The 23,620-nt window shown below is 74.3% G+C and carries 18 protein-coding genes; 7 read left to right on the top strand and 11 right to left on the bottom strand.

The features are described 5' to 3' along the window. Positions 1–135: 135 nt before the first annotated feature. From FA014_RS07560 to FA014_RS07535, 6 genes are all read right to left on the bottom strand, one after another. Positions 136–756, bottom strand: a complete 621-nt coding sequence (locus tag FA014_RS07560) for a SigE family RNA polymerase sigma factor (protein ID WP_419178382.1) — start codon at positions 754–756, stop codon at positions 136–138. A 35-nt stretch (positions 757–791) separates the two neighbouring features. Beyond that, on the bottom strand, positions 792–2,063 hold the full coding sequence (locus tag FA014_RS07555; protein ID WP_230322951.1) for a deoxyguanosinetriphosphate triphosphohydrolase: 1,272 nt from the start codon (positions 2,061–2,063) through the stop codon (positions 792–794). 37 nt (positions 2,064–2,100) lie between these two features. Next, positions 2,101–4,035, bottom strand: coding sequence for a glycoside hydrolase family 13 protein (locus FA014_RS07550; RefSeq protein WP_328288181.1), 1,935 nt, complete (start codon positions 4,033–4,035; stop codon positions 2,101–2,103). A 5-nt stretch (positions 4,036–4,040) separates the two neighbouring features. Continuing rightward, on the bottom strand, positions 4,041–4,919 hold the full coding sequence (locus FA014_RS07545) for a sugar ABC transporter permease (protein ID WP_154729075.1): 879 nt from the start codon (positions 4,917–4,919) through the stop codon (positions 4,041–4,043). Position 4,920: 1 nt separating this feature from the next. Continuing rightward, entirely contained in the window at positions 4,921–6,543 is a 1,623-nt protein-coding gene (locus FA014_RS07540; protein WP_154729074.1) for an ABC transporter permease subunit, read from the bottom strand. Positions 6,544–6,647: 104 nt separating this feature from the next. Then, a complete protein-coding gene (locus FA014_RS07535; RefSeq protein WP_154729073.1) occupies positions 6,648–7,889 on the bottom strand; it encodes a sugar ABC transporter substrate-binding protein in 1,242 nt (413 codons plus the stop codon). Positions 7,890–8,115: 226 nt separating this feature from the next. Here FA014_RS07535 and FA014_RS07530 point away from each other — a divergent pair, with 226 nt between their 5' ends. Genes FA014_RS07530 through FA014_RS07520 form a run of 3 tightly spaced genes read left to right on the top strand, consistent with a single transcriptional unit; the run spans position 8,116 to position 11,817 of the window. Beyond that, positions 8,116–9,144, top strand: a complete 1,029-nt coding sequence (locus tag FA014_RS07530; RefSeq protein WP_154729072.1) for a LacI family DNA-binding transcriptional regulator — start codon at positions 8,116–8,118, stop codon at positions 9,142–9,144. After that, a complete protein-coding gene (locus tag FA014_RS07525; RefSeq protein ID WP_419178381.1) occupies positions 9,141–10,886 on the top strand; it encodes a glycoside hydrolase family 13 protein in 1,746 nt (581 codons plus the stop codon). Before FA014_RS07530 ends, FA014_RS07525 begins: the two co-directional genes overlap by 4 nt. Positions 10,887–10,890: 4 nt before the next feature. Continuing rightward, the gene (locus FA014_RS07520) at positions 10,891–11,817 is read left to right on the top strand and encodes a carbohydrate kinase family protein (RefSeq protein WP_154729071.1); all 927 of its coding nucleotides are present in this window, start codon (positions 10,891–10,893) and stop codon (positions 11,815–11,817) included. Positions 11,818–12,000: 183 nt separating this feature from the next. Here the strand turns inward: FA014_RS07520 and dusB are convergent, their stop codons facing one another. Next, positions 12,001–13,194 carry a tRNA dihydrouridine synthase DusB gene (gene dusB / locus FA014_RS07515; RefSeq protein ID WP_154729070.1) on the bottom strand — a complete coding sequence of 398 codons (1,194 nt, stop codon included), beginning with the start codon at positions 13,192–13,194 and terminating at the stop codon, positions 12,001–12,003. A 129-nt stretch (positions 13,195–13,323) separates the two neighbouring features. Between dusB and FA014_RS07510 the strand changes: the two genes are divergently transcribed. Further along, positions 13,324–14,601 (top strand): YibE/F family protein, encoded by a 1,278-nt coding sequence (locus FA014_RS07510; protein ID WP_230322950.1) that lies wholly within the window; start codon positions 13,324–13,326, stop codon positions 14,599–14,601. 87 nt (positions 14,602–14,688) lie between these two features. Here FA014_RS07510 and FA014_RS07505 read toward each other — a convergent pair whose 3' ends face one another. Together FA014_RS07505 and FA014_RS07500 are read right to left on the bottom strand one after the other, a co-directional pair. Then, positions 14,689–15,786 (bottom strand): YibE/F family protein, encoded by a 1,098-nt coding sequence (locus tag FA014_RS07505; protein WP_230322949.1) that lies wholly within the window; start codon positions 15,784–15,786, stop codon positions 14,689–14,691. Positions 15,787–15,915: 129 nt separating this feature from the next. Next, on the bottom strand, positions 15,916–17,301 hold the full coding sequence (locus FA014_RS07500; RefSeq protein ID WP_154729068.1) for a glycine--tRNA ligase: 1,386 nt from the start codon (positions 17,299–17,301) through the stop codon (positions 15,916–15,918). 168 nt (positions 17,302–17,469) lie between these two features. Here FA014_RS07500 and FA014_RS07495 point away from each other — a divergent pair, with 168 nt between their 5' ends. Genes FA014_RS07495 through FA014_RS07485 form a run of 3 tightly spaced genes read left to right on the top strand, consistent with a single transcriptional unit; the run spans position 17,470 to position 20,134 of the window. Further along, entirely contained in the window at positions 17,470–18,414 is a 945-nt protein-coding gene (locus tag FA014_RS07495) for a metal ABC transporter substrate-binding protein (RefSeq protein WP_154729067.1), read from the top strand. Beyond that, a complete protein-coding gene (locus tag FA014_RS07490) occupies positions 18,411–19,214 on the top strand; it encodes a metal ABC transporter ATP-binding protein (protein WP_154729066.1) in 804 nt (267 codons plus the stop codon). Before FA014_RS07495 ends, FA014_RS07490 begins: the two co-directional genes overlap by 4 nt. Before the next feature lie 23 nt (positions 19,215–19,237). Further along, a complete protein-coding gene (locus tag FA014_RS07485; protein WP_154729078.1) occupies positions 19,238–20,134 on the top strand; it encodes a metal ABC transporter permease in 897 nt (298 codons plus the stop codon). A gap of 56 nt (positions 20,135–20,190) precedes the next feature. On the opposite strand, the gene FA014_RS07480 is transcribed toward FA014_RS07485, so the two are convergent. Beyond that, a complete protein-coding gene (locus FA014_RS07480) occupies positions 20,191–21,039 on the bottom strand; it encodes a PRD domain-containing protein (RefSeq protein WP_154729065.1) in 849 nt (282 codons plus the stop codon). An 85-nt stretch (positions 21,040–21,124) separates the two neighbouring features. Further along, positions 21,125–23,194, bottom strand: a complete 2,070-nt coding sequence (locus FA014_RS07475) for a glucose PTS transporter subunit IIA (protein ID WP_154729064.1) — start codon at positions 23,192–23,194, stop codon at positions 21,125–21,127. Between the last annotated feature and the right edge of the window lie 426 nt (positions 23,195–23,620).

Genomic DNA, 23,620 nt, shown 5'->3' with positions numbered 1-23,620 from the left:
CGCCGGCCCCGGCCGCGCGGGTCCAGGCCCGCCGCCTCCGGGCGCGCGGCACGACCCGGGCGGTGTCGACGGAGATGGTCGGGGCGGCGGCCTCGACGCGGGAACGCAGGTGCCGGGCGAACTCGTCGTCGGTGCTCATCGGGTGCTCCTCGGGTCGGTGGGGCGGCCGGGGCCGGCGGCGGCGTCCTCGCCGAGCGAGGCGCGCAGCCGCGCGAGCGCCCGCGACGCGGTGGACTTCACGGTGCCGACGGTGACGCCGAGGTCCTCGGCGACCTCGGCCTCGGACAGGCCCTCCAGGTGCCGCAGCACGACGACGCGCCGCTGCCGGGTGCTGAGCGTGGCCAGGGAGCGGACCAGCTGGTCGCGGTCCGCCTGCTGCTGGGCGCCGGACGGCTCGGCGCCGTGCGGCAGGTCGCCGGGGTCGGTCAGCACCTCGCGGCGCCGGCGCCGCCAGGTGTCGATCCGCAGGTTCGCCAGCACGCGCCGGGCGTAGGCGAGCGGGTCCCGCTCCCGCGCCCGCGGCCACGCCAGGTAGGTGCGGACCAGTGCCTGCTGCACGAGCTCGTCGGCCTGGTGCGCGTCGCCGCACAGCAGCCAGGCGGTCCGGGCCAGCGCGGGCGCGGCGTCGCCCATGAACAGGGCGAACTCCTCGTCGGCGGTCGCCCGCCGGGTGGGTGCGCGGTCGGGCTGCACGGGGAGCAGCAGCTCCGCCGGCGCGTCGGGCCCCTCGGCCGGGGCGGCGGTGGTGACTCTCACACCGGGTACACGCACCGCGGGGCCCGGAGGTTGCGTCAGTACCGCGGCGGGGGCGCGAGCCGCGCGTGCCAGGCGGCCGCGCTGACGTCGGTGAGCGACGCCACCTGGTCCACCACGACCCGCAGCCGGGCCGCGTCGTCCGCCGCCGCGCGCCAGTCCGCCGCGAACGGCGGCTCGAGCGCGAGCGGCGCCCGCTCGGACAGCACGTGCACCAGGTCCGCGAGGATCTCGCGCTGCCGCTGGTAGAGCGGCTCGAGCTCGCGCGGCGCCATCACGTACGCGACGGCGAGGCCCTTGAGCACCAGGATCTCGGCCTGCGTCTCGATCGGGACGATGAGGTCCGCGGCGTACCGGGTCAGCGGGCCGGGGCCGTACCGCTCCCGGGTCGCGACCTGCGCGGCGCGGGCGAACCGGCCGATGAGCTGGCTGGTGGTGTCCTTGAGCGCGGCGAGCGCGCCGCGGGTGCCGTCGAAGCCGGGTCGCCACAGCTCGGCCGCGACCAGCCGGTCCATCGCGGCCTCGAGCCCGGCGGCGTCGATCGCGTCGCCGTACCAGGTCTGCACCGCCTCGACGACCCGCGCGCGCTGATCGGGCACGGTCAGGACCCAGAGGTCGAACCGGCCGCCCACGACCGCGTCCTCGACGTCGTGCACCGAGTAGGAGATGTCGTCGGCGAGGTCCATGACCTGCGCCTCCAGGCACTTCCGCCCGGTCGGCGAGCCGTCGCGCAGCCAGGTGAACACCGGGAGGTCGTCGGTGTAGACGCCGAACTTGTGCGTCGGGCGGCCGGTCGCGGACAGCGGACCCTCCCCGGCGCCCCACGGGTACTTGACGGACGCGTCGAGGGAGGCCCGGGTGAGGTTGAGCCCGACGGCGACCCCGTCCGGGCCGACGACCTTCGGCTCCAGGCGGGTCAGCAGCCGCAGCGTCTGCGCGTTGCCCTCGAAGCCGCCGATGTCGCGGGAGAGGTGGGCCAGCGCGCGTTCGCCGTTGTGGCCGAACGGCGGGTGGCCGAGGTCGTGCGCGAGGCAGGCGGTGTCGACGACGTCGGGGTCGCAGCCGAGGGTCTTGCCGATCTCCCGGCCGACCTGCGCCACCTCCAGGGTGTGCGTCAGCCGCGTGCGGACGAAGTCGTCGCTCGACGGCCCGAGCACCTGGGTCTTGGCGCCGAGCCGGCGCAGCGCCGAGGAGTGCACCAGGCGCGCGCGGTCGCGCTCGAACGGGGTCCGGGCACGCGACTTGGGTGCCTCGGCGACCCAGCGCTCCCGGTCGGCGTCGACGTAGCCGTCGGGGTGCTCGCTGGTCACGGGCCCCAGTTTAGGCGGCGGGCGGCCGACCCGGCGGTCACGCCAGCCGCCACACCTGCACCCCCGGCCCGTCCCCCGGCAGCCGCAGCCCGCCGGGCTCCACGCCCAGCGCCGCGCCGCCGTGCAGGTTCTCCGGCTGCTCCCCCGTCGCCAGCAGGTGCCCCGGCAGCAGCGCGCCGCCCCACGGGGCCCGCGCCGCGAGCACGAGCAGCCGCTCGTCCGCGGTCTCCCGGAGGTAGGCGATCGCGTCGTCCCGGACGAGCACCCAGCGCAGCCCGCCCTCGCGCAGCGCGCGGGACGACCGGCGCAGCGCGATCAGCGACCGGTAGGTGGCGAACAGCCCCGCGTCCCAGGCGGGCCCGCCGCCGGCGTCGATCTGGTCCCACGGCATCGGCACCCGCGAGTTCTCGCCGTTCCGGCCGGCCAGGCCGCCCTCGTCGCCGGCGAACAGCACGGGCGTGCCGGGGTAGGTCATGAGCAGCCCCGCACCCACCTCGACCAGGTCGCGCGAGCCGGCGATGGTCCGGAACCGCGCCGTGTCGTGCGAACCCAGCAGGTTCCACTGGTGCGTGGTGACGCTCCACGGCACGGCCGCGCCGAACTCGCGCATGGCCGCCACGGCCGCGGTGCCGGGGCGGCGCGGGATGCCGACGGGCAGCTCGACGTACCGCAGCCCCGAGGCGGCGTCCGACGTCGGGTCGGTCAGCCAGGTCCACACCGGGCGCGTGAACGCCGAGTAGTTCATCGTCCCGTGCCAGCCGCCGGCGGCCCGGAGGTCGGCGCCCGCGTCGTGGAAGTGCTCCGCGATCAGCACGGCGTCCGGGTTGATCTCCGCCATGGCCGCGCGCATGCGCTCCGCGACCTCGTGCGTCAGGTCGTCGGCGCCCTGCCGGCCCGTCATGTTGGCGACGTCGACCCGCCAGCCGTCCATCGCGAACGGCTCGGACAGGTAGCGCCCGACGACCGACGCCGGTCCCCCGAACATCCGCGCGGCGAGCGCCGGCGCGTGGTGGTCGAGCTTCGGGAGCGACGCGTGGCCCAGCCAGCCGACGTAGCCCGGGTCGGCGTCCTGCCAGTAGTAGAAGGAGCGCTCCTCCGACGCCGGGTCCTCGAGCGCCCGCCGGAACCAATCGTGCGCGTCGCCGGTGTGGTTGGTCGTCAGGTCGCCGACCAGCCGCATCCCGCGGCCGTGCAGCGCCCGCGCCAGGGACGCGAACGCCTCGTCGCCGCCGAGCACCGGGTCGACGTGGTCGAAGGTCCGGGCGTCGTACCGGTGGTTCGACCGGCCGGGGAACACCGGGGTGAGGTACAGGGTGTCGACGCCCAGCCGCTGCAGGTGGTCGAGCCGCTGCTCGATGCCGCCGAGGTCGCCGCCGTACAGCTGCGTGCCGGTGCCGGGGCCGCCGCCGATCGGCTCGTCGCCCCACGCCGCGGGCAGCGCCCAGTCGGGCAGGCCGCCCTCGGGCGGGCCGCCGTGCCGGCCGGAGGACCGCGCGAACCGGTCCGGGAACACCTGGTAGACGACGGCGTCCCGCGCCCAGTCCGGCCCGGGCGGCGTGACCGCGAGCCGGAAGTCGGAGGTGTCCGGGACGTCCCGGGCGATCGTGCCCTCGCCGTTCAGCCACTCCTGCCCGCCCGGCCGCCCCGGGCCGGCCAGCAGGAATCGGTAGGAGGTCACGGGGTTGGTCACCGGCACGTCGGCGGTGAACCAGCGCTCGTGCGCGTCGCCCCCGTCGGCCCGCGCCGGGTACACCCGGGGCTCGCCGTCCTCGACGACGCGCAACCACACCTCGGGGTCCGGCCCGGCACCCGCGGGCACGCGCACCCGGACGGGCACCACGTCCCCGAGGGCGGGCGTCCCGCCCGGGACGTACAGGGCGGAGCCGTCGTGGTGCGCGCCGAGCCGCACGGGGACGGCGTCGGACGCGGCGGGGCCGGCGGCGTGCCGGCCCCGCGTCGTCGGGTCGGACAAGCGCGTCAGCCCTTCACCGAGCCGGCGGTGAGGCCGCCGACGATGTACTTCTGCAGGAACAGGAACAGCAGCACGACCGGGATCGCGGCGATCACCGCGCCGGCGGCGAAGATGCCCCAGCGTGCGTTCCGCTCGTCGGACGCCCAGTTGTACAGGCCGAGCGCGAGCGTGAACCGCTCGGGCCGCTGCAGCACGACCTTGGCGATGATGAACTCGCCGTAGGACGAGATGAACGACAGCAGGCCGACCACCGCGAGGATGGGCGCCACGAGCCGCAGGATGATCGTCCAGAAGATCTGCGCGTGGGACGCGCCGTCGATCTTGGCGGCCTCGTCGATCTCGCGCGGCACGGTGTTGAAGAACCCGTACATGAGGAACGTGTTCACGCCGAGCGCACCGCCGAGGTAGACGCAGATCAGCCCGAGCTGGGTGTTCAGGCCGATGGCCGGGAACACCTCGGACAGCGACAGCAGCAGCAGGAACAGCGCCACGAACGCGAGCATCTGCGGGAACATCTGCACCAGCAGCAGCGTCGTCAGGCCCGAGCGGCGGCCCCGGAACCGGAACCGCGAGAACGCGTAGGCCGCGGCGGCGCCCATGAGCACGGTGCCGACGGCGGTCGCGGTGGACACCACGAGCGAGTTGACCGCCCAGTTGACGTAGCCCCGCGGGCCCAGCTCGGTGTAGTTCTCCAGGCTGATCGTCCGGAACAGCTGGTTCGACCCGGTCAGCGTGCCGCCCGGGTTGAGCGAGGCGGACAGGACGTACAGCAGCGGCAGCAGGCAGACCGCGATCATCACGACGCCGACGACGTGCCGCCAGCCGACCTCGGACCACCAGCGGCGGCCGCGCACGGCGGTGTGCAGCTCGGGCGAGCGGGCCATCTCAGATCTCCTCGAGGGTGCGGGTGCGACGGAAGCCGAGGTAGGAGATGACCCCGACGATCAGGAAGATGACGATCGACAGCGCGCTGGCGACGCCGTACTGCTTGACCCCGGACTCGAAGGCCACGGAGTAGACCATCGAGATGAGGATGTCGGTGTGGCCCACGACGTACGGGGTGCCCACGAAGTTCGGGCCGCCGCCGGTCAGCATGTAGATCAGCGAGAAGTTGTTGAAGTTGAAGGCGAAGCTCGAGATCAGCAGCGGCGCCACCGACACCATCAGCAGCGGGAGCGTGAGCGAGCGGAAGATCCGCCAGCGCCCGGCGCCGTCGATCCGCGCGGCCTCGGTCATGTCGTGCGGGATGGACTGCAGGGCGCCCGTGCAGATGAGGAACATGTACGGGAAGCCCAGCCAGAGGTTCACGCCGATGATCGCGGCCTTCGCCAGCCACGGGTCGCTCAGCCACGGGATCGACGCCCCGCCGAGCAGCACCTCGTTGATGAGGCCGAACCGCTCGTTGAGCATGCCGCGCCACACCAGGGCGGACAGGAAGCCCGGGAACGCGTACGGGAGGATCAGCAGCGAGCGGTAGACCTTGCGGCCGCGCACCCGGGGGTCGTTGAACGTGATCGCGAGGAACAGGCCGAGCGCGAACGTCGTCACGACGGACAGGAACGCGAACACGAAGGTCCAGACGAAGATCTGCGCGAACGGCCCGGCCATCCGGGAGTCCGTGACCATCGCGGTGAAGTTGTCGAAGCCGACGCCGACCCGCCAGCCGGGGGTCAGCCGCTGGCCGTCCTCCGACACGAAGTTGCCGCCCTCGCCGGGCGTGTACACGGTGCCGGTCTCGGAGTCGGTGAAGGTGTCGCTCGCCGCGTCGTACTCGAGCGTCGACTGGAACACGTAGCCCGTCGAGCCGTCCTGGGTGCGGACCGAGCCGTCGGACGGGTCGTCGGAGAACGGCACCCGCAGGGTCGTGATCGCCTCCTGGTCGGCGGCGACCTGGGCGAACCCGAGCACCTCCCAGCCGGGGACGGCGGTGATGCGCCCGGACTCGACGGTGGCGTCGACGTCCTCGAACGGCTGCTCCGCGGTGCCGACCTGGGTGTCGCCGTCCTCGGTGACGACGGCGAACCCGAGCTCGTCGCCGTTCTGCACGACCGCCAGCGGCAGCGCGGGCGAGCCCTCGACGCGGCGCTCGTTCTGGGCGGCGATCTGCGAGATCGCGTCGGCCTTGGTCGAGTTGTGCCCGTCGCCGTAGTTGGTGAACGCGACGTAGCCGGTGTAGCCCATCGCGAACAGCTGGTAGACGACCAGGAACAGCAGGCCCGGCACGAGGTACTTCGCCGGCAGCATCCGGCGGGAGAAGTAGGCCCAGTTCGCGACGGCGAGCGCCACGACCAGGAACGCGAGGATCCCCCACTGCCCGACGGCCCAGGCGGACAGGATCCCGTACACGCCGAGCGCGTCGACCGTCCCGATCAGGATCAGCTTGGCGACGAAGCCCGGGGAGAAGGAGCGGGCGTGCGACGTGGTGCCGCGGGGCACGCGCCGGCGGGGCGGGCGGGTCGCCCCGGGGTCGCCGGGCGCGACCTCCTGGACGGTCGACTGGTCGGACATGCGGGTGCCTCCGGGCGGCGCGGCGGTGCTGCTGGTTCGGGGGGTGGGGAGCGAGCGGCGACCGCCGGGGCGCCTCGTGGGCACCCCGGCGGTCGCGGAGGCGGTCAGCCGCCGATCGCGTCCTGGATGTTCTGGACCATCGCGTCCCAGGCGCCGGCCGGGTCGGCCGCCTGGCCGCCGACGATCTGCGCCTCGGTCGCGCCCCAGAAGGACCACACCGAGCTCATCGCGGGGATGGCGGGCATCGGCGCGCCGGTGGCGCCCGCGTCGTTGAAGCCCTGGAGGACCGGGTCGTCGACCTTGTCCGCGGAGGCGGTCAGCGCCGGGAGGCGGCCGCCGGCCGCGTACAGCGCGTCCTGCGCCTCCTCGGTGGTGAGGTAGTTGACGACGAACTCGTTGGCGAGCACCGGGTTGGCCGACTTCGCCGAGATGAACACGCCCTGCACGCCGACGAACGGCTGCGCGGGCTGGCCGCCGGCCGACGGGACCGGGAGCACGGAGATGTCCATGCCGGCCTCCTCGAACGCGGAGGTGTTCCACGGGCCGGTCACGATGTACGGCGCCTGGCCGTCGAGGAACGCCTGCTTGGCCTTGTCGCCGTCGATCGACAGGTCGAGGACCTTCTCCTGGCCGAGCTTGGCCAGGTACTGGGCGTACGCGTGGCCGGCGTCGCCGCCGAGCGCCAGCGTGTCGGTGTAGGAGCCGTCCGCGGACTGCTCGAACACCGGGGCGCCGAACGAGGTCTGCAGCGGGTACAGGTGGTACGGGTCGGACTCCTCGCCCTGCTGGATCAGCACGGAGAAGTCGGTGCCGGCGCCCTTGGCCTGCTCGACGAGCTCGTCGAACGTGGTGGCCGGGGTGTCCTGCAGCAGCGCGTTGTTGCGGACCAGGGCGATGTTCTCGATCGAGATCGGCACGCCGTAGGTCTGGCCGTCGTAGGCCATGGCGGCGACCGCGGAGTCGGCGAACTCGGCGGCCTTGTCGCCGAGCTCGATCGGCGCGACCACGCCGTTGTTGACCCACTCGCCGAGGCCGTCGTGGGCCGAGACGATGATGTCCGGGCCCTCGCCGGTCGGCACCTGGGTCACGAAGTCGGGGCCGATGTCGCCCGTGGCCTTCTGGACCAGGTCGACGTCGACGCCCGACTGCTCGGTGAAGGCCTCGACGACGGGGCGCATGGAGTCGATGCGGGTGTCGTCGACCCACATCGTCAGGGTGCCCTCGGCGCCGGAGTCGGCGGCGGGGCTGTCGGAGGTGGCGTCGGACGGGCTGTCCGAGCTCGAGCACGCCGCGAGGGCGAGCGCGAGGACGGCCGTCGTGGCGAGGGCGGGGATGCTCCGTCGCATCAGGGTGTACTCCCAGCGTCAGAAGGGGCGGTGCGAGCCGTCTCCGGCACCGCCGGCGCTGGCTCGATGACGGGGACGGTAATCAACGTCCGGGCCTCGTTGCAAGCCGTTACGGTAACTTTCAGGCATCGGTTACAGTGCTCTCCGACCCGAGGGGACGAAGCGGACCCGATCGGATGACGACAACGACGACGAGGAGGCGACGGTGCCCTCTACGCTCGCGACCGTGCGCACACGCCTCACCGACCTGGCCGAGCAGGCCGGCGTCTCCACCGCGACCGTCTCGCGGGTCCTGAACGGCAAGCCCGGCGTCTCCTCGCAGGCGAGGCAGGCGGTGCTGGCGGCCCTCGACGTGCTCGGCTACGAGCGACCCGAGAAGCTCCGCACCCGCCCCGCCGGCCTGGTCGGCCTCGTGGTGCCCGAGCTGTCCAACCCGGTGTTCCCGGCGATGGCCCAGGTCATCGAGTCGATGCTGACCCAGCGCGGCTACACGCCGCTGCTGTGCGCCCAGCAGCCCGGCGGCACCACCGAGGACCAGTACGTCGAGATCCTGCTCGACCACGACGTGGCCGGGATCCTGTTCGTCTCGGGCCTGCACGCGGACACGCAGGCGTCGGTGGAGCGCTACCACGCGCTCCGCGGGCGCGGGCTGCCGATCGTGCTCGTCAACGGCCGCGCCGAGGCGGTCGACGCCCCGAGCATCGCCACGGACGACTCCGTCGCGATCGAGCTCGCCGTCCGGCACCTGGTCGCCCTCGGGCACCGGCGCATCGGCCTGGCGATCGGCCCGGAGCGGTTCGTGCCCGCGGCCCGCAAGCGGCAGGCGTTCGCCGCCCAGCTGCGCGCGCAGCTCGGCGTCGAGGACGCCGCGCCGCACGTCAACACGACCCTGTTCACGGTCGAGGGCGGCGCCACCGCGGCGCACGAGCTCATCGACTCGGGGCACACCGCGATCATCTGCGGGTCGGACCTCATGGCCCTCGGCGTGATCCGCGCCGCCCGGTCCCGCGGCCTGCGCGTCCCCGAGGACGTGTCGGTCGTCGGGTTCGACGACTCGCCGCTGATCGGCTTCACCGACCCCCCGCTCACGACGGTGCGCCAGCCCGTCCAGGCGATGGGGCAGGCCGCGGTCTCCGCGCTCATGGCGGAGATCAACGGCACCCCCACCTCGCGCACGGAGCTCCTGTTCCACCCCGAGCTCATCGTGCGCGGTTCCACCAGCTCCGCACCCGTCTCCCCCGGAGGACCAGCGTGACCCAGCTCGACCAGCAGCCGATCTCCCGCCCCGCCCCGGAGGTGGTGCACGAGCCCGGCCCCGTCGACGGCCCGTGGTGGCGGGACGCGGTGATCTACCAGGTCTACCCGCGGTCCTTCGCGGACGCGAACGGCGACGGCATCGGCGACCTGCCGGGCATCACCGCGCGGCTGGACCACCTGGCGGCGCTGGGCGTGGACGCGGTCTGGCTGTCGCCGTTCTACCGGTCGCCGCAGGCCGACGCCGGCTACGACGTCGCGGACTACCGGGACGTGGACCCGCTGTTCGGCACGCTCGCCGACTTCGACGCGCTGCTCGGCCGCGCGCACGAGCTGGGCCTGAAGGTCGTCGTCGACCTGGTCCCGAACCACTCGTCGGACGAGCACGTCTGGTTCCAGGAGGCCCTGAAGACGCCCCCGGGCTCCCCCGAGCGCGCGCGGTACCTGTTCCGCGACGGCCGCGGGGTCGACGGCACCGAGCCGCCGAACAACTGGGGCTCCATCTTCGGCGGGCCGGCCTGGACCCGGCTCACCCCGGAGAAGCACGGCGTCGACGACGGCCAGTGGTACCTGCACCTGTTCGACTCCAAGCAGCCCGACCTCGACTGGTCCAACCCCGAGGTCCGCCGCGAGTTCGAGGACGTGCTGCGGTTCTGGCTGGACCGCGGGGTCGACGGCTTCCGGGTCGACGTCGCGCACGGCATGGTCAAGGCCGAGGGGCTGCCCGACTGGGACGGCCACGTGTCCATGATCGAGGGTGCCGACGACAGCGACGCCGTCTCCGGCTCCGGCAACCAGGGCCCGATGTTCGACCAGGACGGCGTGCACGAGATCTACCGCGCGTGGCGGAAGGTCCTCGACGAGTACGACGGCGACCGGATGCTCGTCGCCGAGGCCTGGGTCGAGCCGCTGAGCCGCCTCGCCCGGTACGTGCGCCCGGACGAGATGCACCAGGCGTTCAACTTCGCCTTCCTGGCGACCGGCTGGGACGCCCCGGCGCTGCGCAAGGTCATCGCGGCGTCCTACCAGGTCAACGACACCGTCGGTGCGCCGACCACCTGGGTCATGTCGAACCACGACGTCGTCCGGCACGCGTCCCGCCTCGGCCTCGCCGACCCGTCGTCGCGCCCCAACGGCATCGGCGCCGAGGACGAGCAGCCCGACGCCGAGCTCGGCCTGCGCCGCGCCCGCGCCGCCTCGCTGCTGATGCTCGGCCTGCCGGGCTCGGCCTACGTCTACCAGGGCGAGGAGCTCGGCCTGCCCGAGCACACCGCCCTCGCCGACGAGGTCCGCGAGGACCCCGCGTTCTTCCGGACGAACGGCGCCGAGCGCGGCCGCGACGGCTGCCGCGTCCCGCTGCCGTGGGAGGCCGACGCCCCGGGCTTCGGCTACTCGCCGAACGGGAAGACCTGGCTGCCGCAGCCCGCGGAGTGGGCCGCGTTCGCCGCCGACGCGCAGGACGGCGTCGAGGGCTCGACGCTCGAGCTGTACCGCGCCGCGCTGCGCCTGCGCCGGGCCGAGCGGCTCGGCCTCGGCGGGGCGTCCTGGGAGCCGGAGTTCCAGGACGACGAGGACGTCATCGCCGTGCGCAACGGCTCGGTGGTCGTCGTCGCGAACCTGGGCTCGTCCCCGGTCGCGCTGCCCGCCGGCGCCGAGGTGCTGCTCGCCTCCGGCCTGCCGGGCGACGCCCCGGTCGGCGCGGAGCTGCCCGGCGACACCACCGTCTGGCTCCGGGCGCGCTGACGCCGTGACGCACCCCGACGGGGCCGTCCCCGCGCACGGGGGCGGCCCCGTCGTCGTCGTGGGGCCCGCCTCCTGGAACACGCTGGTCCGGGTCGCCGCGCTGCCGGAGGCGCGGTCGCAGACGCTGTTCGCGTCCGGGCACCACGACGGGCTCGGCGGCACGTCCGCGGGCAAGGCCGTCACGCTGGCGGCGCTCGGGATCGACGTGCGGCTGCGGACCGTGCTCGGCGCGGACGCGCTCGGCGACGCGGTGCGGGGCGCCCTGGCGCACCCGCGGATCGCGCTCGACGCCGTGCCCGCGCGGGACGGGCGGACCGAGCGGCACGTCAACCTCATGACGGACGACGGCGGGCGGGTGTCGGTGTACCTGACGCTGCCGTCGCCGGGGGTCGCCGTCGACGCGGCCGCCGGGCTGGCCGGGGCGCGGGCCGCCGTGGTCGACCTGGCGGAGCTGTCGATCCCGGTGCTGGCCGCCGCGCGCGACGCCGGCGTGCCGGTGTGGTGCGACGTGCACGACGACGACGGCGTCGCGGAGTTCCAGCGCCCGTTCGCGGACGCCGCCGACGTGCTGCTGGTCTCCGGGGCGCGGCTGGCGGACCCGGTCGCCTACCTGCGGGCACGCGTCGCGGGCGGCACGCGGCTCGCCGTGTGCACCCGGGGGGCCGGCGGCGCGCTCGCGCTGGACGCGGACGGGTTCTGGGAGGTCGCCGCGGCCCCGGCGGGCGCCGTCGTGGACACCAACGGTGCGGGGGACGCGTTCCTCGCGGGCCTCCTCGCGGCGACGCTGGACGGCCGCGGCACGGCGGAGGCCCTGGCGTGGGCGTCAGCGGCCGGCGCCCTGGCGGTCGCCACGGAGGCGCTGGCCGCCCCGCACGCGACCCGGGACGGCGTGCGCGCCCTGGCCCGGGGCGTCGCGGTCACCCGCGCCTGACCCCGCGCCCCGCACCCCGCGCCCCGCACATCGCCGAACGTGCAGCAGTCGCGGGGTTCAGGGCGCCCGAACCCCGCACGTGGTGCAACCTCGGCGTGCCGGGACTCGGCGCGCCGGGGCTGGGCGCGCTCGGGCTGGGCCGGGGTGCCGGGGGCGCGGGTGAGGTGGCCCGACGTCGCGGGGTCAGCCGCCGCTGACGCTCAGCTCGGCCTCCGCGAGGCCGCGGCGGAAGTCCTCCGAGAGATCGCGGCTGTCGAGCCAGCCGTCCGGGAGGTGCGGGCGCTTCGGGGTCCCCGCGCGGCCGCGCTGCCCCTCGGCGGCCTCGCCCGGGTACGGCTGGTCCAGGTCGAGCGCCGCGAGCCGGTCGTCGAGCTCGGCCAGGCTGGACACGAGCCCGAGCGCCGCGCGCTGCTCGCCGCCGACGACGTAGCCCTTCCAGTACCAGGCCATGTGCTTGCGCAGCTCGCGCAGGGCCTTGCCCTCGTCGCCGAACGCCTCGACCATCAGCTCGGCGTGCCGGCGGATGACCTGCGCGACGTACCGGGCGCCCGGCGTGATCCGCTCGGACGAGCCCGCGAACGCCGCCGCGAGGTCGGCGAACAGCCACGGCCGGCCCTGGCAGCCGCGGCCGACGACGACGCCGTCGCAGCCCGTCTCGCGGACCATGCGCACGGCGTCCTCGGCGGACCAGATGTCGCCGTTGCCGAGCACCGGGATGTCGGTGACGGTCTCCTTGAGGCGCGCGATCGCCTCCCAGTCCGCCGTGCCGGAGTAGTACTGCTCCGCGGTGCGGGCGTGCAGCGCGACCGCCGCGACGCCCAGGTCCTGCGCGACCAGGCCGGCCTCGAGGTACGTCAGGTGGTCGTCGTCGATGCCCTTGCGCATCTTCACCGTGACCGGGACGCCGTACGGCCGGGCCGCGTCGACGGCCGCCCGCAGGATCGACTCGAACAGCTCGCGCTTCCACGGCAGGGCGGAGCCGCCGCCGCGCCGGGTGACCTTGGGCACCGGGCAGCCGAAGTTGAGGTCGACGTGGTCCGCGCGGTCCTCGGACGCGATGAGGTGCACGGCAGCGCCGACGGTCGCCGGGTCGACGCCGTACACCTGGACCGAGCGCGGCTTCTCGTCGGGGGCGTGCGAGATGATCCGCATCGACTCCTCGCCCCGCTCGACCAGCGCCCGCGAGGTGACCATCTCCGCCACGTACAGCCCGGCGCCCGACTCGCGGCACAGCCGGCGGAACGCCGCGTTGGTGACGCCGGCCATGGGCGCGAGCACCACGGGCGTGTCGATCGTGAGCGGCCCGATGCGCAGCGGCGGGATCACGTGCCCCTCGGCCGCCGGGGCGGCCGGGTCGGCGGTGGCGGGAGCGGTCATGCCTCGATTGTCCCCCACCCGGCGGGTGGACCTCGCGGCGCGGGCCGCACCGGGCGGGTCCGGGCGGCCGACGCGCCCGACCGGCGACGCCCCGGGGCGAGACCGCCGCGCACCCGGCAGAATCGCCCCGTGCCCTCCCCCGACGCCCTGCGCACCCGACGCGTCATCGCCGCGATCCTGCTGCCGCTCGTGCTGGCGGCCGCCGTCGGCATGGCCCTGACCTGGCCGCACGGCGAGCCGACGACCGCCCGGCAGATCAGCGACGTCGCGATCGACTACCCGACGGCCACGGTCACCGGGACCTCGCTGGAGCAGTGCCAGGGCACGGTGGAGGACCGGCAGCCGGACGGCACCATCCCGGACGACGTCGCCTGCCTGCGGGTGCACGCGACGATCACGAGCGGTCCGGAGCGCGGGCGGGATGTGGAGGTCTGGGCCACGGCGTCCACCACCGCCGACCAGGTCCCGTCCGGCACCCGCATCCTGGTCGAGCACTACCCGGCGACCGGCACCGACTCCGAGGTCTGGGCGTGGCACGACTACGACCGCACGCTGCCGCTGGTGTCGATCGCGCTGGTGTTCGCCCTCGCGATCATCCTGGTCGCGCGGGGCCGCGGGTTGCGGGCGCTGCTCGGGCTGCTCATCGCGTTCGCGCTCATCGGGGTGTACGTGCTGCCGGCGCTGGTCCGGGGCGAGAACCCCGTCGTCGTGGCGCTGAGCGCGTCGACGCTGATCATGGCCGTGGTGCTCTACCTGGCGCACGGGCTCTCCCTGCGCACGTCGGCGGCGCTGCTCGGCACCCTGGCGGGGCTGGCCGCGACGACGGTCCTGGGCGTGCTCGGCGCCGCGTGGGCCCGGCTGTCGGGCGTGAGCAGCGAGGACTCCTACCGGCTCGCCCAGCTGCTCGGCGAGAGCGGCGCCACGTCGCTGCGCGGGCTGTTCCTGTGCGGGCTGGTGCTGGCCGGGCTCGGCGTGCTCAACGACGTGACGATCACCCAGGCCTCCGCGGTGTGGGAGCTGCGGGCGGTCTCGCCCGAGGCGTCGCGGGCCGAGCTGTTCCGCGGCGGCATGCGGATCGGCCGGGACCACATCGCGTCGACCGTCTACACGATCGCGTTCGCCTACACGGGCGCGGCCCTCCCGGTGCTGCTGCTGCTCGAGCTCTACGGCCTGCCGCTCGGGCCGACGCTGACCTCCGGGGAGTTCGCCGAGGAGATCGTGCGGACCATGGTGTCGTCGATCGGCCTGGTGCTGGCGATCCCGCTCACGACCGGCATCGCCGCGCTGGTCGTGACCCGCGCCGGCGCCGCCCCGGCCCGGCACGCCGCCCCGGACACCCACGCCCACGCCCACGTCCACGCGGTCACGGCGGCCGACGCCCTCCCGGACGCCCCGCCGACCTCCTGACCCCACGGCACCGACGCCGAGTCTCCGCCGGGGGCCTGTGCGTCGCGCACGCTGTGCAGTCCGGGTCCGGAGACTCGGCGGGTCGGCTCAGGAGCGGGGCGCGTCGGCTGCGGCCGGCGACGCGGGCGCGGCGACCCCCGGCGGAGCGGGCGACGTGGCCGGCGGCGCGGCCGGGGCCGGGGCCAGGGCCGCCGCGATCGCAGTCGTCAGCGGGATCGCCAGCACCAGGCCGATCGACCCGACCAGCGTCCGCACGACCTCCTCCGCGATCTCCCCGGACGTCAGCGTGTCCAGCAGCGTCCGGTCCGACATGGTGACGAGCAGGATCAGGGGCAGCGCCGCCCCGAGGTACGCGAACGCCACGGTGTACACCGTCGACGCGATGTGGTCCCGCCCGATCCGCATGCCGCCGCGGAACAGGTCCCGCCGGGAGGCGGCCGGCGACAGCCCCCGGATCTCCCACACCGCGGACACCTGCGTGATGGTGACGTCGTTGAGCACGCCGAGGCCGGCGAGCACGATGCCGCACAGCAGGATCCCCTGCAGGTCGGCCTCGGGGGCGTTGGCGCGCAGGTCGAGGGCGTACTCGCCGCTGAGGGCGTTGAGGTGCGTCGCCCCGGTGGCCCACGCGGCCAGCGCGCCCGTCGCCACCAGCCCGCCCAGGGTGCCCAGCAGCGCGGTCGACGTGCGGATCGACACCCCGTGCGCGAGGTAGAGCAGCACGAACATGAGCGCCGAGGCGGTGACGAGCGCGACCGGCAGCGGCGGCCCGCCGGTGAGCAGCGCGGGGACCGTGAACCACAGCACCCCGCCGACGGACACGGCCAGGCCGGCCAGCGCACCCAGCCCGCGCAGCCGCGCGACCGCCAGCACCAGCACGCCCATGACGGCGGCCAGCAGCGCCATCGGCGGCCCGCGCACCAGGTCGACGAACACGTACGGCGCCGCCGCGCCCGCCTGCGGCAGCGTGAGCACCCGGATCCGGTCGCCCGCCTGGATCACGTCGAGGTACTCGGGGGCGACCTGCACCGTGATCGACGCGCCGTCGTCGGTCTCCGCGAGCAGCGCCGGCCCCGTCTCCGCGTCCGCGAGCAGGTCGACGTCGGTGGCGGTCACCTCGACGTACGACGACCCGTCGGGCGTGGTCTGCAGCGTCGGCCCGTCCTCCCGCGGCCAGAGCGCCACGAGCCCGGCGACGGTCGCCAGCAGCGCGACGCCGAGCAGCGCGACGACGACGGCGCGGGCCCGCCGCCCGACGGTGACGTCGGGGGCGGGACCCGCGCCGTGCGCGTGGCCGTGCGTGCCGCCCAGGGGTCAGGCCCCGACGAGCCGCTGCGCGAGGTAGCCGGTCACCTGGTCGAGCGCGACGCGCTCCTGCGTCATGTCGTCGCGGTGCCGGATGGTGACGGCCTGGTCCTCGAGGGTGTCGAAGTCGACGGTGATGCAGAACGGGGTGCCGATCTCGTCCTGGCGGCGGTACCGGCGGCCGATGGCACCGGCGTCGTCGAAGTCGACGTTCCAGGACCTGCGGAGCTCCGCGGCGAGGTCCCGCGCCTTGGGCGACAGGGCCTCGTTGCGGGACAGCGGCAGCACCGCGGCCTTGACCGGCGCGAGGCGCGGGTCGAGCTTGAGCACGGTGCGCTTGTCGACGCCGCCCTTGGCGTTCGGCGCCTCGTCCTCGGCGTACGACTCGACCAGGAACGCCATGAGCGACCGGGTCAGGCCGGCGGCCGGCTCGATGACGTACGGCACCCAGCGCTCGTCCTTGGTCTGGTCGAAGTACGACAGGTCCTGGCCGGAGTGCTTCGAGTGCGTCGAGAGGTCGAAGTCGGTGCGGTTCGCGATGCCCTCGAGCTCGCCCCACTCGGAGCCGGAGAAGCCGAACCGGTACTCGATGTCGACGGTCCGCTTGGAGTAGTGCGAGAGCTTCTCGGCGGGGTGCTCGTAGTGCCGCAGGTTCTCGCGGGAGATGCCCAGGTCGACGTACCAGTCGGTGCGCTGGTCGATCCAGTACTGGTGCCAGGTCTCGTCGGTGCCGGGCTCGACGAAGAACTCCATCTCCATCTGCTCGAACTCGCGGGTCCGGAAGATGAAGTTGCCCGGGGTGATCTCGTTGCGGAACGACTTGCCGATCTGGCCGATGCCGAACGGCGGCTTCTTGCGCGCGGTGGTCAGCACGTTCGCGAAGTTCACGAAGATGCCCTGCGCGGTCTCGGGCCGCAGGTAGTGCAGGCCGGACTCGTCCTCGACGGGGCCGAGGTAGGTCTTGAGCATCATGTTGAAGTCACGCGGCTCGGTCCACTGGCCGCGGGTGCCGCAGTTCGGGCAGGCGATCTCGGCGAGGCCGCCCTCGGGCGCGCGGCCCTTCTTCTCCTCGAACTCCTCGAGCATCTGGTCCTCGCGGAACCGCTTGTGGCAGTGCAGGCACTCGGTCAGCGGGTCGGTGAACACGCCGACGTGGCCCGAGGCCACCCAGACCTGGCGCGGCAGGATCACCGCGGAGTCGAGGCCGACGACGTCGTCGCGGCTCTGCACGACGGTCCGCCACCACTGCTTCTTGATGTTCTCCTTGAGCTCGACGCCCAGCGGCCCGTAGTCCCACGCGGAGCGGGAACCGCCGTAGATCTCCCCGCTCTGGAAGACGAAGCCGCGCCGCTTGGCGAGGGAGACGACGGAGTCGAGACGGGAGGGTGCTGCCACGGTGAGTGCTCCTGGTGCCGGGGTCCTGCGCGCCTGGGTGGCGCGGGGGAAGGGATCGTCCGACAGGCTACCGGGCCGGGACGGCGCGTGACCGGCCGCGCCGCACCGCGGACGTGCGCCGCGGGGAGCGGTTTTGACACTCGTTCTCAACAGTCCGATGATGGAGCCATGTCCCTCCGCCGCACCACCCTGCCGCTCGCCGTGTCCGCGGGCGTCGTCCTCGCGCTGACCGCCTGCTCCTCCCCGGGCTCGGGCGGCTCCGGCGGCGGGTCCGGCGACGGCATCGCGGTGCTGGCCTCGTTCTACCCGCTGCAGTACGTCACGCAGCAGGTGGGCGGCGACCTGGTGCAGGTCGACACCCTCACCCCGCCCGGGGCGGAGCCGCACGACCTCGAGCTCTCCCCCGCCCAGGTGGACGCGGTCGGCCGCGCCGACCTCGTCGTCTACCTGTCCGAGTTCCAGGCGTCGGTGGACGACGCGGTCGACGCGAACCCGCCGGCGCACGTCGTCGACGCGGCGCAGGACACCGAGCTGCACGCGGCCGAGCACAGCGCGGACGGCGAGGAGCACGCCGAGGACGACGGCCACGACCACGGCTCCCTCGACCCGCACTTCTGGCTCGACCCCAGCCGGTTGCCCGCGGTCGCCGACGACGTCGCCGCGCAGCTCGCCGAGATCGACCCGGACCACGCCGACGAGTTCCAGGCCAACGCCGAGGCGTTCGCGCAGCAGATGGCCGACCTGGACGCCGAGTACGCCACGGGCCTGGCGTCCTGCGAGAGCCGCACGATCGTCACCACGCACGAGGCGTTCTCCTACCTCGCCGAGCGGTACGACCTGGAGCAGGTCGGCATCTCCGGCGTCGACCCGGAGGGCGAGCCGTCGCCCGCGCGCCTGGCCGAGGTCGGGAAGGTCGTGCAGGACGAGGGCGTGTCCACGATCTTCTTCGAGACGCTCGCCAGCCCGAAGGTCGCCGAGACCCTGGCGGACGAGCTCGGCGTCGACACCGCCGTGCTGGACCCGCTGGAGGGCCTGACCGACGACACGCAGGACTACGTCTCGGTCGCCCGGGCCAACCTCGACACGCTCCGTACGGCACTCTCGTGCGCATGACCGACGCAGCCACCACGGCCCCCGGCGCCGAGCCCGCCGTCCTCGCCACCGGCGTCGACGTCGTCCTCGGCGGCCACCAGATCCTGTCCGGGGTGGACCTGCGCGTCGAGCGCGGCGAGGTCGTCGCCCTGCTCGGCGCCAACGGCTCCGGCAAGTCGACGCTGGTCCGCGCCCTGCTCGGCATCGCGCCGCGCACGGCGGGCGAGGTCCGGCTGCTCGGCGGCGCGCTCGGCAACGGCGTCCCGTGGGACCGGATCGGCTACGTGCCCCAGCGGCTGCCCGCCGGCGGCGGCGTCCCGGCCACCGCGGTCGAGGTCGTCGTGTCGGGCCTGGTGCACGGCCGCACGCTGCGCCCGCCGCGGGACGCCCGGAAGCGGGCGCTCGCCGCGCTGGAGCAGGTCGGCATGGCCCGGCACGCGCACCGCTCGGTGCTGCAGATGTCGGGCGGCCAGCAGCAGCGGGTGCTCATCGCCCGCGCGCTGGTCCGCGAGCCCGACCTGCTGGTGCTCGACGAGCCGACCTCCGGCATCGACCTGCCGACGCAGGAGACGTTCGTCGCCACGGTCCGCCGGCTGCACGAGGCGGGCGGCACGGTGCTGGTGATCCTGCACGAGCTCGGCGCGTTCGCCGGGCTCATCGACCGCGCGGTCGCCCTGCGGCACGGCCGGGTCGTCTACGACGGGCCGCCGCCCACCCCGCGCGGCGAGCACGCCGGGCCCGAGCACGAGCACACCCACCCGCACGCCGACCCGCCCCCGCCGGACCCGGGCACCGGGCTGTCCATGGAGGTCCTGCCGTGACGTGGTTCGAGACGCTCGGGGCGATGCTGTCGTCCCCGCTGATGCAGCGCGCGCTGATCGCCGCCGTGCTGGTCGGCGCCGCGGCGCCGGTCGTCGGGACGTTCCTGGTGCAGCGCCGGCTCGCGCTGATGGGCGACGGGCTGGGCCACGTGGCCCTCACCGGCGTCGCGCTCGGCTGGCTGGTCGGCACCTGGGCGGGGCTGGTCCCGCAGGACACGCTCGCCATCCCGGGCGCGGTGGTCGCGGCGCTGATCGGGTCGGTCGCGATCGAGTGGGTGCGCGCCCGCGGCCGCACCTCCGGCGACCTCGCGCTCGCGCTGATGTTCTACGGCGGCATCGCCGGCGGCGTGCTGCTGATCAAGCTCGCCGGCGGCACGAACGCCAACCTGGTGTCCTACCTGTTCGGCTCGATCTCGACCGTGTCCACCGGCGACCTGTGGTGGACCGCCGGGCTCGCCGTCGGCGTGCTGCTGGTCGGGCTCGGCCTGCGGCACGTGCTGTTCGCGGTGAGCCACGACGAGGAGTTCGCGCGCGGGTCCGGCCTGCCGGTGACGGCCCTGAACATGGTGGTCGCCGCGATGTCGGCGCTCACGGTGACGATCGCGATGCGGGTCGTGGGGCTGCTGCTGGTCAGCGCGCTGATGATCGTCCCGGTGGCGGTCGCGCAGCTGCTGGTCGGCTCGTTCTCCCGGGTGATGGCCCTGGCGTCGGGCATCGGGATCGCGGTGAGCGTCGTCGGGCTGTCGATCACCTACTGGGAGGACATCCCGCCGGGGGCGACGATCGTGCTGCTGGCGATCGGGCTGTACGCGCTGGCGGCGGTCACGAGGCCGCTGCTCGCCCGGCGGAGCGCCGACGACGCGCCGCACGACCCCCACCCGGAGCTCCCGGACGACGTGGAGCTCCCGGCGACCCGCTGAGGCCCGGGCGCCGCGGCCCGGCACCGGCCCGCCGCCGGCACCGGCCCGGACCCGGCTCAGCCCGGCTGCTGCGCGTCCTGCACCACGCGGGCGACGTGCAGCGCGAGGTACGCGACCTCGTCCGGCGTCAGCGCCGCCTGCAGCCGCACCTCGACCAGCCGCGCGAGCCGGTCGGCGGTCTCGACGGCCTCCGGGTAGGTCTGCCGGATCGCGTCCCCGACGGCGGAGTGCCGCTCGTCGTCGAGCTGCCGGCGCTGGTGCACCCGGACGAACAGGTAGCGCAGGTGCGTGACGAACCGGCCGACGCTCACCGAGCCGGCCTCGAGCACGACGCCGTGCGCGCCGGCCACGACGTCGAGGAACTGCTGGATCAGCCCGGTCATCGTGTAGCTGAACGCGAGGTCGCCGGTCGCGAACCCGGCGTTGACCAGGTGCAGCGCCAGGCCGACGGCCTCGGTCGCCGGCAGCGGGGTCGCCACGCGGGCGTTGATCGCGTCGAGCAGCCGCGTGGCCTGCGCGTGCTCCTCCGCGTAGAGGTTGGTCACCTCGGCGAGCAGCGGGTACTCGACCACCTGCCCCGCCTCGGCCCGCGCGAGCGCGAAGCTGACGTGGTCGGCCATCGCGACGACCAGCGCCGGCCGGGCCGCGACCGCCTGCAGGCCGACCTCGGTGAGCGCGTCCCCGACCAGCTGGACGTGCTCCGGCGGGATGCCCGCGAGCAGGCCCGCCAGGTGGTCCGGGTCCCGGCCGTCGTCGGGCCGGAACACGCGGACGATCCGCTCGGGGTCCACCCGGTCGCCCGGCTTCGCCTGGAAGCCCAGGCCGCGGCCGGTGAGGATCACCTCGGAGCCGTCCTCGGCGCGCGCGAGCACCAGGTTGTTGTTGAACACGCGGAGGATGTCCACGTCGCTCCTCGCCGGGTCGGGGTGCGGCGCCCGAGGGCCCCGCGCGCGGGGGCCGCACCCTCCGGTGCGACCCCCGCGAGGGCGGTCAGGGCTCGACGTCGATCACGACGCCGCCCCGGGCGACCGTACCGGCCGGGTGCGGCTCGACGCGCGTGAGCGCGCGGGCGTTGACCACCGTGACGAGCGTGGTGGTGTCGTACCCGGCCTCCCGGACGACCCCGAGGTCGACCGTGACGAGCCGGTCCCCCGCCGCCACGTGCTCGCCCTTGCGGACGGCGACCTCGAAGCCGGTGCCCGCGAGCTTCACGGTGTCGATCCCGACGTGGACCAGGACCTCGACGCCGTCGGCGGTCTTGAGGCCGAAGGCGTGGCCCGTGTCGGCGACGGTGAGCAGCTCGCCCGCGACCGGGGCCACGACCACGCCGTCCGACGGGACGACACCGACGCCCTCGCCGAGCGCCTTCGAGGCGAACACCGGGTCGTCGACCTCGGCGAGCGGGACGATCTCGCCCGCCACCGGGGTCAGCACGGCCGCGGTGGGCGCGACCGGCGCGGACGCCACGGGGGCGGCGGCCGGAGTGCCGGCGGACGCCGCGGCCGGGGTACCCGCGGACGCGGCACCCGCGGCGGGGGCGCCCACGGCCGCCGCCTCCAGCGCGAGGTCGGCCTCCGCCTGGGCCTTGGCGGCCAGGGCGTCGGCGCGCTGCTCCGGCGTGCGGTAGTCGGACACGATGACCAGGACCATCGATACGGCGAACGCCGCGGCGATCGCGATCAGGTAGACCGGGATCGGGCTGAACACCGGGATGGTCAGCAGCGAGGTGAACGCGAACGCGTTGGTGTCCACGCCGCCGAGCACGCCGATGATGACGCCACCGGTGAGGCAGCCGACGAGCATGCGCGGGTAGATCCGCTTGAACCGCAGGTGGATGCCGTACAGCGAGGGCTCCGAGATGCCGCCGAGCAGACCGGCGGCGAGCGCGCCGGTGGCGGTCTGGCGCATCTGCACGTCCTTGTCGCGGACCGCGAGCACGAGCACGCCGGCGGTGGCGCCGAAGCAGGCGAAGTTCCACGCGCCCATGGGGCCCTGGATGAAGTCGTAGCCGAGGGTGTTGAGGTTGACCAGCATCAGCGCGTTCAGCGGCCAGTGCAGCCCCAGCGGCACCAGGAACGGGTAGATCAGCGGGATCACGATGGCGAACACGATCGGGGCGTTGCCGTTGAGCCACGCCAGGCCGTCACCGAGGCCGGAGCCGAGCCAGATGCCGAGCGGGCCGAGCAGGAACGCGGTGACCGGGATCATCACGACCATCGACAGGAACGGCACGAAGACCATCTGGATGTTCTCGGGGAACACCCGCTTCAGCCCGCGGTACAGCGGCGCGAGCACCGCGACCATGATCAGCGGCACGAACACCTGGCCGCCGTAGTCGTTCAGCTGCATCGGCAGCCCGAACACGTCCGCGACGCACGCCGTGGTGCCGAGCGTGGCGTTGGTGGTGCAGATCGTCGTGGCCGCGTCGGTGAGCTTCAGGAAGTCCGGCGTCATCACGGCGGCCATGACCGTGGCGCCGAGCCAGGGGTCGACCTGCAGCTTCTTCGCCGCGTTGTACGCGACCATGATCGGCAGGAAGTAGAACACCGCCCGCCACATCGCGTCGACGAACACCCAGGTCGCCGGCTTGTCGGCCGCGCGGAAGTCGACCACGCCGAGCGCGTCCAGCACCGCCGCGAACGCGATGATCAGCGAGGCGCCCAGCAGCACGCCGAGCAGGGGGCGGAACGAGTCCGACAGGTACTCGAACACGGCGTCCAGCCAGGCGACCTTGCCGCGCGCCTTCGAGCGCGCCGCCGCCTTCACGTCGGCGTCCGACTGCCGGCCGGCACCCACGCCGGCCATCGTCGGCAGGTGCATGATCTGCGTGAACACCGTCTGCACGGCCCCGCCGACGACCACCTGGTAGCGGTCGCCGGACTGCGGCACGGCGCCCATCACGCCGGGCACCGCCTCCACGGCCTGCTGGTCCACCACCGAGGCGTCGCGCAGCTCGAAGCGCAGCCGGGTGGCGCAGTGGGTCAGGCTGAGGACGTTCTCCGGTCCTCCGACGGCCCGGATGATCTCCTCGGCACTGTCGCGCGTCGTCGCGGACGTCATGTTCGTACTCCTCGTCGAGGCCGTCGGCGTCGGGGCACAAAAAAAGACCTGAGGCGCATCGCTGCGACTCAGGTCTTGCCCCGCGACGACGGCGGGTAACAACCCTGGGTGAACTCAGGTTCGGCGAAGACGCTAGCACGTCCACCTCGCGGTCAGATCGGGACCTCGGTCCCAGGCCCGACGCCCCCTTCCCGCCCGGCCGACCCGGGGGCGGCCGACGGCGACCACGGGGGCGGCAGTGAGGGTCGCCTCACTCGTAGACTCGGGCGGGTGAGCGACACGGCGGCGGCGTACGGCATGGGCGGCTGGCCGTTCTGGGCCGTCATCGCCGGGCTCTTCGTCGTCGTGATGGCGCGGTCGCACCTGTTCTACTGGGTCGGGCGCGGGGTGACGTCGGGGGCGGCGCGGCTGGCGGACCGGGTGCCG

It is taken from the genome of Cellulomonas hominis (assembly GCF_005239125.1).
Lineage (GTDB): Bacteria > Actinomycetota > Actinomycetes > Actinomycetales > Cellulomonadaceae > Cellulomonas > Cellulomonas hominis_A.
The sequence above is the reverse complement of the archived record's forward strand: the minus strand, read 5'-3'. Positions and strand labels throughout refer to the sequence as shown.